Source organism: Pantoea sp. sgz302252 (assembly GCF_047713085.1).
Lineage (GTDB): Bacteria > Pseudomonadota > Gammaproteobacteria > Enterobacterales > Enterobacteriaceae > Scandinavium.
In genome coordinates this window covers 25,614-35,879 of the sequence record NZ_JBLFJW010000040.1, presented here as the reverse complement: position 1 = coordinate 35,879, position 10,266 = coordinate 25,614, and the positions used below count along the sequence as shown (strand labels likewise).

Here is a 10,266-nt window from a genome sequence, read left to right as displayed (position 1 = left end):
GTAGCGCCGATGGTAGTGTGGGGTCTCCCCATGTGAGAGTAGGGAACTGCCAGGCATCAAATTGAAAAACCTGAACAGCCTTCGGGGCAGTTCACTACTCGATGAGAGTAGGACAAAAGCGAATGCTTTTGAATGTTGCAAAGCAACAGCCCGAAGGGTGAGTCACAAAGTGACTCATAAACTGCCAGGCATCAAATAAACAAGAAAACCTCATGCGAAAGCATGGGGTTTTTTTGTTATCTGGTGTTTGTCGGTGAACGCTGCTTTGTTTTGGTGGGCTGGCAGTATTGTTTACCGTGCTGCTGCATTCGCACTGGTAATGTGCGCACTGTTGATTGCCAGTTTTTACACTTCGATCAGCGGGATACTGAAAACCGAGATGTTTCCGGCGCAAGTACGTGCATTAGGTCTGCGTCTGTAGCGCTATTGATGGGCCATTTGCCACACTGCATAGCCAGTTGTGGCTCCAGCAACATCCCATGCGAAATCTTTCCAGCTCCAGCCGCTCCCCGATGGGCGGCTGTCCCACAGTTCTTTTCCTGCCCCCAGACTCACGGAAAACATCAAACCATAAACGGCACTGCGGTCCTGACTGTTTCCCTGATGTTGAGCATATTCATTTCCGGCTGCGGAAAGTATCGCCGAGGCCATAAAGTGCTGAGCTTTGTCCTGGCCTGTCCAGGCATCGTTGGCCATATGACTGCAGCCACAAAGCAAAAATGAAGAGCACAGAAGGAGAGTCCGCATAGTTAGCCTCTGTAAAAAAGCCCCGACATTGCGGGGCCTGATGATTACAGAATGCGGCTGATAAGCCTGTCGATACGAATACGACGTAAACGGCGGATCAGCTTTCGCACTTTCACCGGGTAATCGGCAATGCTTTGCAGGTCACGGTAGTGATTAACCACCGTGGTATGAGTACGGATCAGCGCGAGCTCTTTTTCACGAGCGGCAGCCAGTTGCTGCTTAGGGTCATGAATAAGGATCGCATTCTCCAGATCCAGGCGCCAGGCTCGTGGATTGAGGTTGTTGCCGGTCAGCAGCATCCACTCATCGTCCACCCACATGCCTTTCAGGTGATAGCTGTTGTCTTCATCTTTCCACAACCGCACGACCAGTTGATCGGTGTTCACATAGTATTGCAGGCGGCTGAGGAAGCGACGCAGATTGATTTCATAAAGATAGGGCAAAGCTCCGATGATTTTAAACGGCTGATCTTCCGGAATGTAGAAGTCGTTAGCGGTTTTATCACCGACGATGATCTCCACCTTTTTGCCCTGACGCAGCAGGTGAATGATATTGCGCACCAGCACTGCAGGCAGGTTGAAATAGGGGGTGCAGATAGTCAGCTTGTGCTCCGCGCAGGGCATCAGATGGAAAATCGTTTTGTTTAGCATGCTCGATTTTCCAAGCCCGACCAGCGGTGTTACCGAAAGCTGATCGTTGTCCGCATTGCCCTGGAAGTGATAACCGGTATCGCGTAATTCCTGGCGATAAAGGCGGATATCATTTTTGATTTCCGGGCTTTTTGGGCGTCCATCGTTATCGAGACGATTCACCCCACGACCGTGAACCAGATTTTGATCCACCCAGTCGAACATGATATCGGCCATGCTGGCATTGCGGATGCACTGATAACGGTCATAGCGATACTTATCATGCTGATGCAGATAGACGTCGTTCAGACTAGCACCGCTATAGAGCACGCTATCGTCGATGATAAAGCCTTTGAAATGCAGCACGCCGAGGGCTTCACGTGTATTAACGGGAACACCGTAGACCGGAATGTGAATGTCTGGGTTTTCCTGCGCCATACGGCAGTACCAGTCGGCGTTGGTATTCGAGGCGGCTGCACCAATACGGCCACGCTGGGCGCGATGCCAGTCGACAAGAATGCGAGCATCCAGTTCCGGGCGAGCACGTTTTGCCGCATAGATGGCGTCCAGAATGCCTTTACCCCCGTCATCTTGTTCCAGATACAGGGCAACAATGCAGATACGGCGCGTAGCGCTGGCTATCTTTGCCAGGAGCGCTTCCCGAAAATCAGCGGGAGTGTAAAAGAACTCGACATCATCAACTGACTGAGAAAGCTTAGGTAGTTGAGCAAGGTGTTGTTGATGCTTGTTGCGCTTAAATTTTGACAACATCACAGTGCGTTTCTTCTCTGATTAATCAAGGGTCTCTGTACCATGCAGACGACAGAAGCGAGCAATAATACCATCAGTGCAGGCTAAAGTGGTCAACATTTCCAGCAGCTTAGTTACGATGACGAAGGCGTGAGCTTTAGCGTCAATCCCACAATGCCATCTTCAAGCTGGATATCAACGTCAAAACCCAGCTTCCGGGCCAGCGCAATCATTCCCTGATTATTTGGCATGGTGATGCCATTCAGACGCTGTAGACCGTGTTCTCGCGTGTAATTGATGAGCTTCTCCAGCAATCGCCGCCCAAGTCCTAGCCCTTTTAAATCTGAGCGCACCAGTACGGCAAACTCGGCATCAATATTGTCAGGATCGGAAATCGCTCGCGTCACTCCAAGTATTTCTGTTTGCTCTGGCGTGGTGTGAACAGCAACAAAAGCCATCTCTCGATCGTAGTCGATTTGCGTCATGTTGGCTAAATCGTCGTGAGTAAATTCATTGATTTCACTGAAGTAGCGGTAGTAAAGGTCTTCCTTAGTGACTCTGGAAATAAACTGTTGAAGCAGCGGCTCATCTTCCGGGAGGATAGGGCGAAACAAGCAGCGTTCGCCATTTTTCATGACTACCCATTCTTCAAATTGCTGTGGATAAGGGCGAATAGCCAGTCGACTTTCGCTGTCGCCGTCAAAGGCGGCAATGTCGAGCGTGACATCCAGAGCAGTAAAATCGCCAGCGGAGGCCAGAAGAGGGTGAATATCCAGCCGCTGGATTTCCGGACAGTCGACAATCAGGTTAGAGACTTGCACCAGCAAATGACTCAATCCGGCGATATCGAGAGGTCGCAGCGCACTGCGGCCGCGAATCTTTTTACTCTTGATCGCCTGGATAACCAAATAGCGGGCAAGGTTCATGTTCAAAGGCGGCAATGCAACGGCGGCCTGATCTTCCGCCCGCCACTCCACACCGCCTTCACCCAACATAATCAGAGGGCCGAACAACGGATCGTGTTCTACCACGACGCGTAATTCCTGTGCCCCGGCGCGGTTAGCCATGCTTTGTACCAGAAGGCCATGGACTCTGGCTTGCGGCCACGCCATTTTGACACGATCGAAAATCGCATCCGCAGCTTGCTGAACTTCTGCCGCTGTGCGCAAGTAAAGCATCACGCCCTGAACTTCGGACTTATGTGGAATGTCTGGCGAGCGCAGTTTCAGCGCAACGGGATAACCTATCTGCTCGGCGATATGCACGGCTTCAGCGCTATCCGCTGCAATCCAGGTCGGCAACGTTTGCAGGCCGTAAGCTTGTAAAATAGGTCGAACCTCATGAGTATCCAGCGAGGTCGCACCTTCTTTAATCGCTTGTTGGAGCAGCGTGTGTGCTTCAGCTGTGTTGGCAGTAAGCAGGTCTGGCAGCACGGGTGTTTCACGCAATTGCTTTTGATTGCGGCGGTATTCCACCATATGCATAAATGCCGTAATGGTGCCTTCAGGTGTGCGATAGGTAGGGAGCCCGGCGTCACTGAATAAACGGCGAGCTTCCTGCGAGGAGTATTCGCCGCACCAGTTGGTCAGCACGGTGACATATTTGCCACGTGGGTGTTGGTTCAGCGTCTCAATCAACGCCTGAGCGCTTTCAGTCCCGGGAGCTGCGGCGCTGGGCGAATGAATGACCAGCAGGGCGTCGTAGTCCTGGCTATCAAGCAGAAGGTTAAGCGCCTTTTGATAATGCTGGCTGCTGGCATCATCGCGCAAATCGAGCGGATTCGCGGCCTCGACACTGGCAGGTAAGGCGGCCCGCAAAGCAGAAAGCGTTTCCTCACTCAGTGTCGCCAGTTTACCGTTCCGCAGCCAGAGTTCATCAAGAGCCAGTGCCGCAGGTGCAGCACCGTTACTCATAATCATCAACCGTTCACCGCGTAAAGGGCGCATATGGCTGAGCGTTTCTACAGCAGAAAACAATTCGTGGGTATCCTGTACCCGCAGCAGGCCTGCACGCTGAATGGCTGCATCCCATGCCGGGTCCATTCCGGAATTAACATGCAGTAGCCGCTGTGCCGCCGGACTACGGCCGCTTTTGATAACCAGAATCGGTTTATTACGCGACGCGCTACGGGCTGCCGAGACAAAGCGCCTCGCATCACTAAGATGTTCGAGATACAGCAGAATGGCGCTGGTCTTCGTATCACGGGCAAGAAAATCGAGCAGATCGTCTACGTCGATATCAAGGCTGTCGCCCAGTGCGATGAAGTAAGAGAACCCCATTTCACGCTGCTGCGCCCAGTCGAGAATGGTGTTAGACACCGCTGCGGATTGGGAGATAAACGCCAGTTTGCCGCGCCGAATGGGAACGGGGGAAAAACTGGCATTCAGGCCTTGCCACGGGGCCAGCAGCCCAAGGCTGTTCGGGCCAAGCAGGCGCATCTGGTAGCGTGAGGCGCAGGCTTTAAGTTCAGTGGATTGCTCTGGAGGCGAAGAGAGAATAATGCAGGTTTTGCAGCCTTTCTTGCCTAAGGCCTCGAGCAACGCCAGATTCCGTTTAGCATGGGTACAGATGATGGCGAGATCGGGCATGAAGGGCAGAGCGTCAACTTCTGGCCACGCCAGCACGCCAAGCACCGCTTTCCAGGCTGGCGTCACGGGAAGCACAGGGCCGCTAAACCCGCCCGCCAATAAATTGCGCATCATCAAATACCCGGCGCGCTGGGGTTTCATCGAGGCGCCAATAACCGCAATCGATTTGGGTCTCAGTAATGCTTCCAGCCCTCGTTGGCTCATCGCACTCTCTCCAGGACATTCGTTCCTGAATGATTTTAAACGCTTTCTGCCTCGGGCACTGTGATGTTTCCCTTATGCTGCGTTTTTCCTGCAAGATAGCGGGTGCGAAAGCGTTGAAAATGGTCGCCCAAAGCGCTTGCTGCTTGCACGTCATCGGCGAGATCCAACAACGCAATAGCGACTTCGGCGGTGCAATACTGACCTTCTGCATGTACTTCGCGTAAGCGGTAATGAGAGACCCGGGATAAATCAACGGAAATGACCGGCAGTGCATCCAGATAAGGGCTTTTGCGAAACATTTTACGCGCCTCAGTCCAGGTGCCATCCAGCATAATAAAGAGTGGCGGCTTGCCTGACGGCGGCGCGGCGATCACTTCGCGTTGATGGCCTGCATAGGAAGCGGGAAAGACAACCATCGGCTGATAAGCCGGGTTCTTAACCAGCTCCAGCAGCGCCTGAGGCGGCTCTGTGCGCGACCACTGGAACGCTTCGGTGTCCGGTAATATATCGGCAATCAGGCGGCCGGTATTACTCGGCTTCATCGGCTCGGTATCGAACATCACCAGACAAAAACGACTGCGTGCGCTACAAGGCGTGAGTGTGTCACACAGACATTGTTTTAGCGGAAGCAGGCAGCGCTGGCAGCGACGAATGCGGTTGCCGCGAGCAAGAAAAGGGCGCGTGGCGCGAGTGAGACGTTCGGCACGAAGACGAAGTACGGCGTTATCAGTCATGGGAAATCATGCAGGAAAAACGCTATTGTCGCAGAGGGCAAAGCGGGGCACAAGCCGTGCCCCGAGGAGATTATGCCTGAGTGGCCTCGTTCAGCCAGCTATCGAATGGCGCTTTAGGAACGGCACCATTGAGCATATCGACAACCTGACCTTTATGAAAAATCATAATGGTCGGGATGCTGCGAATACGAAAGCGCGCGCTAAGCTCACGTTCCGCTTCGGTGTTCACTTTGACAAAGCGCATTTTCCCGCTGCGCTCTTCCGCCACATCTTCAAAGATAGGCGCGAAATTACGGCAAGGGCCGCACCACGGGGCCCAGAAGTCGACGACAACGGGTAAATCGTCCTTCAACAATTTATCCAGCGTCTCGCCGGTTGCATTGATCACATCGCCATCAAACAGGTCGTGACCGCAGCGACCACATTTTGCTGTTTCGTTAATACGATCGTCGGGGATACGGTTAAGCGCCTGGCAACTGGCACAAACGGTATTCATAGCTAACCTCTGGGTAATCGGGTTTATGCAACGGCCGAAAGGCCGAATGTTTCTTTAATGTTACATATTATCGACAAGTCTGTTTTAAAGGACAATCAGGTTTATTCAATGGGTACAATAGTCGCACTCTTTGGTATGAAATCATGGCGAAGCTCGGACACATCGGGTAATCTTCGCGCTTCGCGCAGCGCAGGTGGAGAATAAAGATGAACGACGAACTGAAAAACAAAAGCGGCAAGGTCAAAGTGATGTATGTCCGCAGTGATGATGACTCGGATAAACGCACGGCAAACCCGCGCACCGGTAAAGGCGGAGGTCGCAGCGGCCCGTCCCGTACCGAAGGTGGTCGTCGTCCTGCGCGCGATAATCGCGATGGAAAATCTCGTGATGGCAAACCACGCGGCGGTGACCGCTTCCGTGATAATGCCTCCCGCGACAGCCAGCCGCGTGAACAATCTCCATGGCGTACCGTTTCCCGTGCACCGGGTGATGACGCAGTAGAGAAACCCGATCACGGCGGGATCAGCGGCAAAAGCTTCGTTGATCCAGAAGTGATCCGCCGTCAGCGTGCGGAAGAAACTCGTGTCTACGGCGAGAACGCCTGTCAGGCCCTGTTCCTGAGCCGCCCGGATTGCATCGTACGCGCCTGGTTTATCCAGAGCGTCACTCCACGCTTTAAAGAAGCCCTGCGCTGGATGGCGGCAAACCGCAAAGCGTATCACGTGGTCGATGAAGCAGAGCTCGCAAAAGCTTCCGGTACTGAGCACCACGGTGGCGTTTGCTTCCTTATCAAGAAACGTAACGGCACCAGCGTGCAGCAGTGGGTTAGCGAAGCGGGTGAAGAAGATTGCGTTCTGGCGCTGGAAGATGTGGGTAACCCACATAACCTCGGCGCTATCATGCGTAGCTGCGCGCACTTTGGCGTGAAAGGTGTATTAGTGCAGGATGCCGCAGTGCTGGAATCTGGCGCAGCAATCCGTACTGCTGAAGGTGGCGCAGAGCACGTGAAACCCATCACTGGCGACAGCGTCATTGATGCGCTGGACCAGTTCCGCAAAGCGGGCTATGCGATTGTCACCACGTCCAGCCACGAAGGCACACCTCTGTTTAAAGCGACGCTGCCGAAGAAAATGGTGCTGGTGTTAGGTCAGGAGCGCGATGGGCTGTCTGATGCAGCACTCGACAGCGCGGACCTGAGCGTCGCTATCAACGGTACGGGGAATGTTGAAAGCCTGAACGTCTCCGTTGCGACAGGTGTTCTGCTGGCCGAATGGTGGCGTCAGAACAAAGCCTGAGTCGGCTTATCGATAAAAATGCCAGCGCGATGCTGGCATTTTTTTTATTCGTTTTCCGCCGGTAAGACCGGCATCCAGTCAATGGGCTGTTCCCCTTTTTGGGCCAGCCATTCATTAGCCTGAACAAAGTGGTTAGAACCAAAAAAACCACGATGTGCAGAGAGGGGAGAAGGATGCGGCGCTTTTAACACGCGATGGCGTTGACGGTCGATAATAGCCCCTTTCTTTTGCGCATGAGAGCCCCACAGCAAAAACACCACACCTTCGCAGTGTTCATTGATCAGCGCGATCACCTTGTCGGTAAATGTTTCCCAGCCCAGGCTTGCATGGGAATGCGCTTGTCCGGCGCGCACGGTAAGCACTGTATTCAGCAGCAACACGCCCTGGCGTGCCCAGCTTTCCAGATAACCGTGCGTTGGACGCTTAAAGCCGGAAATGGTCTCCTCCAGCTCCTTGTACATATTCAGCAGTGAGGGCGGAATGCCGATACCTGGCTGCACGGAAAAGGCCAGACCATGCGCCTGACCAGGCCCGTGATAAGGATCCTGACCGAGGATAACGACCTTCACGTCGCTTAGTTCTGTAAAGCGAAAAGCGTTAAAGACATCTTTCTGCGGGGGATAAATCGTTATCCCGGATTGGCGCTCACTGGCGACAGTTGCCAGAGTATTCATAAAATACGGTTGTTCTTTTTCGTTGGCCAGGACGTCGTGCCAGGTTAAGGAAGTGGTCATCTCGCTCTCCTGCGAATGTGCTTGGCCCTAGCTTAACGACTTCTTTCTTTAGCGTAAAATTTTGCGTTTCAGCCGCGATGTGGGGTATCAAAAAAAATTGAGTATTTACAACGATTTTTGTACTTCCCGACTCGTTAAAATTGATTTGCATCAATAGGTTTGGTTCATCACCTTGGTTGGTTTGTGGTTTTTATTGATTTAAATCAAGGTTTGCTGGTGGTTCGACTGATATATATACACTCAAGCAACAATGGTTTTACCAATTGGCCAGTGTATGGCTGATGAAAACGAATAATTTAGCCCAGGAGGCATACAATGATTAAAGGTATCCAGATTACCAAAGCGGCAAACGACGACCTGCTGAACTCTTTCTGGCTGCTGGACAGCGAGAAAGGCGAAGCACGCTGCCTGGTAGCAAAAGGCGGTTTCACTGAAGATCAGGTTGTGGCAGTCAATAACCTGGGCGACATCGAGTACCGTGAAGTGCCAGTCGACGTACAGCCAGAAGTCCGCGTTGAAGGTGGTCAGCACCTGAACGTAAACGTTCTGCGTCGTGAGACGCTGATGGATGCGGTAGAAAACCCGGAAAAATATCCTCAGCTGACTATTCGTGTTTCTGGTTATGCCGTACGTTTCAACTCTCTGACCCCAGAACAGCAGCGCGACGTTATCGCCCGTACTTTCACTGAAAGTCTGTAATTTCTCAGGGGTGGGAAATAAAAAAGCCGGGAAATTTTCCCGGCTTTTTTTACTCTTCAGTTGGCTTCTGCTCTGTTGCAGTTGCCGTAGCGCTTGGCTTACGACGCTTACCAATATTTTTGGCATCGCGGTGACGTTTCTTCACTCGTGGTTTTTCCTGCTCAGCCTTCTTCTTCTCTTCGCGTTTAACCATCGCTTTCTTCGACGGTTTGCCTTTGTTTTTCTCACTCGGCACACGAGTGGTTGGACGCAGCTCATCTATCACACGCGCTTTCAGCGGTTCTTCAATGTAGCGGCCAATTTTGTGCAGCAGCAGATGGTCATGGGCTTCGACCAATGAAATCGCGGTGCCTTTTTGACCCGCGCGACCGGTACGGCCGATACGGTGCAGATAGGTGTCGCCGCTGCGTGGCATATCGAAGTTGAACACGTGGCTTACGTCAGGAATGTCGATCCCGCGTGCGGCAACGTCAGTAGCAACCAGTACATTAACGCGTCCATCGGTCAGACGTTTAATCGCTTCGGTACGTTTCACCTGGACCATCTCGCCCTCGAGATAGCAGTTGTTGATGCCTTTATCGCGCAGCCAGCCCGCCAGCTCATGCACTCGCTCACGTTTACGCACGAAGACGATGGAGCGGGTAGCATCATCCTGCTGCAGCAGATGGATCAGCAGCGCAGTTTTATGCTCGATGTTATCGGCACGGTAATACCACTGGTGGATTTTCTTGCGCTCGCGGGTGGAGGGCGTTGCAGACACTTCCACCGGATCTTCTAACAGGCGCTCGGAGAAATCCTTGATGGCTTCGCCTTCCAGCGTTGCGGAGAACAGCATCGTCTGCTTGCGCCAGCGGGTTTCGCCGGCGATGGTTTCGATATCCTGAGCGAAGCCCATGTCCAGCATGCGGTCTGCTTCATCCAGAATCAGCGTTTCGACGGCGCGGCAGTCAAAGTTTTCTTCTTTGATGTATTGCAGCAGACGCCCGGTGGTCGCGACCACGATGTCCTGGTTTTCGCTAAACACCTCGGCGTGGTTCATATAAGCCACACCGCCGGTAATGGTAGCGATATCGAGATGCGTATTTTTCGCCAGTTCGCGGGCGTGATCGGCCACCTGCATCGCCAGTTCACGCGTTGGCGTCAGGATCAGAATACGGGGTGGGCCAGATTTCTTGCGCGGAAAGTCGAGCAGGTGCTGCAACGCTGGCAGCAGATACGCCGCCGTTTTACCGGTGCCTGTTGGCGCAGAACCGAGCACATCACGGCCTTCGAGCGCAGGCGGAATGGCAGCAGCCTGAATGGCGGTCGGGCGAGTGAAGCCTTTCTCCTGGAGCGCGTCCAGCAGGCTTTCGTCGAGTTCGAGTTCGGAAAAAATCGTTACAGTCATGAT

9 protein-coding genes and 1 pseudogene are annotated in these 10,266 nt (G+C 53.1%); 3 read left to right on the top strand and 7 right to left on the bottom strand.

Features of this window, described 5'->3' with window-relative positions; translation table 11 throughout:
- Window positions 1–257: 257 nt before the first annotated feature.
- Window positions 258–418: pseudogene (locus ACLW56_RS22450) on the top strand (alpha-ketoglutarate transporter); the annotation flags it as partial.
- A gap of 5 nt (window positions 419–423) precedes the next feature.
- Here ACLW56_RS22450 and ACLW56_RS22445 read toward each other — a convergent pair.
- The 5 genes from ACLW56_RS22445 to trxC form a co-directional block, all read right to left on the bottom strand.
- The gene (locus ACLW56_RS22445; protein ID WP_330985885.1) at window positions 424–747 is read right to left on the bottom strand and encodes a YfiM family lipoprotein; all 324 of its coding nucleotides are present in this window, start codon (window positions 745–747) and stop codon (window positions 424–426) included.
- Between the two features lie 44 nt (window positions 748–791).
- Window positions 792–2,147, bottom strand: coding sequence for a CDP-diacylglycerol--serine O-phosphatidyltransferase (gene pssA, locus ACLW56_RS22440; RefSeq protein WP_330985884.1), 1,356 nt, complete (start codon window positions 2,145–2,147; stop codon window positions 792–794).
- Window positions 2,148–2,260: 113 nt separating this feature from the next.
- Window positions 2,261–4,918, bottom strand: a complete 2,658-nt coding sequence (locus tag ACLW56_RS22435; RefSeq protein ID WP_330985883.1) for a GNAT family N-acetyltransferase — start codon at window positions 4,916–4,918, stop codon at window positions 2,261–2,263.
- Between the two features lie 35 nt (window positions 4,919–4,953).
- Entirely contained in the window at window positions 4,954–5,652 is a 699-nt protein-coding gene (gene tapT / locus ACLW56_RS22430) for a tRNA-uridine aminocarboxypropyltransferase (RefSeq protein ID WP_330985882.1), read from the bottom strand.
- Between the two features lie 70 nt (window positions 5,653–5,722).
- Entirely contained in the window at window positions 5,723–6,148 is a 426-nt protein-coding gene (gene trxC, locus ACLW56_RS22425; RefSeq protein ID WP_330985881.1) for a thioredoxin TrxC, read from the bottom strand.
- Window positions 6,149–6,354: 206 nt separating this feature from the next.
- On the opposite strand from trxC, the gene ACLW56_RS22420 reads away from it, so the two are divergent.
- Window positions 6,355–7,443 carry a tRNA/rRNA methyltransferase gene (locus ACLW56_RS22420; RefSeq protein ID WP_330985880.1) on the top strand — a complete coding sequence of 363 codons (1,089 nt, stop codon included), beginning with the start codon at window positions 6,355–6,357 and terminating at the stop codon, window positions 7,441–7,443.
- 44 nt (window positions 7,444–7,487) lie between these two features.
- Here ACLW56_RS22420 and ung read toward each other — a convergent pair whose 3' ends face one another.
- A complete protein-coding gene (gene ung / locus ACLW56_RS22415; RefSeq protein WP_330985879.1) occupies window positions 7,488–8,177 on the bottom strand; it encodes a uracil-DNA glycosylase in 690 nt (229 codons plus the stop codon).
- 315 nt (window positions 8,178–8,492) lie between these two features.
- Here ung and grcA point away from each other — a divergent pair, with 315 nt between their 5' ends.
- A complete protein-coding gene (grcA, locus tag ACLW56_RS22410; RefSeq protein ID WP_330985878.1) occupies window positions 8,493–8,876 on the top strand; it encodes an autonomous glycyl radical cofactor GrcA in 384 nt (127 codons plus the stop codon).
- Between the two features lie 49 nt (window positions 8,877–8,925).
- Here grcA and srmB read toward each other — a convergent pair whose 3' ends face one another.
- Window positions 8,926–10,263, bottom strand: a complete 1,338-nt coding sequence (gene srmB / locus ACLW56_RS22405; protein WP_330985877.1) for an ATP-dependent RNA helicase SrmB — start codon at window positions 10,261–10,263, stop codon at window positions 8,926–8,928.
- Window positions 10,264–10,266 lie beyond the last annotated feature (3 nt).

What these genes read in the sequence shown, in the direction of transcription:
- grcA (WP_330985878.1), top strand. Translation starts at nt 8,493, where the DNA reads ATGATTAAAGGTATCCAGATTACCAAAGCGGCAAACGACGACCTGCTG.
- srmB (WP_330985877.1), bottom strand. Translation starts at nt 10,263, where the DNA reads ATGACTGTAACGATTTTTTCCGAACTCGAACTCGACGAAAGCCTGCTG.
- trxC (WP_330985881.1), bottom strand. Translation starts at nt 6,148, where the DNA reads ATGAATACCGTTTGTGCCAGTTGCCAGGCGCTTAACCGTATCCCCGAC.
- ACLW56_RS22420 (WP_330985880.1), top strand. Translation starts at nt 6,355, where the DNA reads ATGAACGACGAACTGAAAAACAAAAGCGGCAAGGTCAAAGTGATGTAT.
- ACLW56_RS22445 (WP_330985885.1), bottom strand. Translation starts at nt 747, where the DNA reads ATGCGGACTCTCCTTCTGTGCTCTTCATTTTTGCTTTGTGGCTGCAGT.
- ACLW56_RS22435 (WP_330985883.1), bottom strand. Translation starts at nt 4,918, where the DNA reads ATGAGCCAACGAGGGCTGGAAGCATTACTGAGACCCAAATCGATTGCG.
- pssA (WP_330985884.1), bottom strand. Translation starts at nt 2,147, where the DNA reads ATGTTGTCAAAATTTAAGCGCAACAAGCATCAACAACACCTTGCTCAA.
- ung (WP_330985879.1), bottom strand. Translation starts at nt 8,177, where the DNA reads ATGACCACTTCCTTAACCTGGCACGACGTCCTGGCCAACGAAAAAGAA.
- tapT (WP_330985882.1), bottom strand. Translation starts at nt 5,652, where the DNA reads ATGACTGATAACGCCGTACTTCGTCTTCGTGCCGAACGTCTCACTCGC.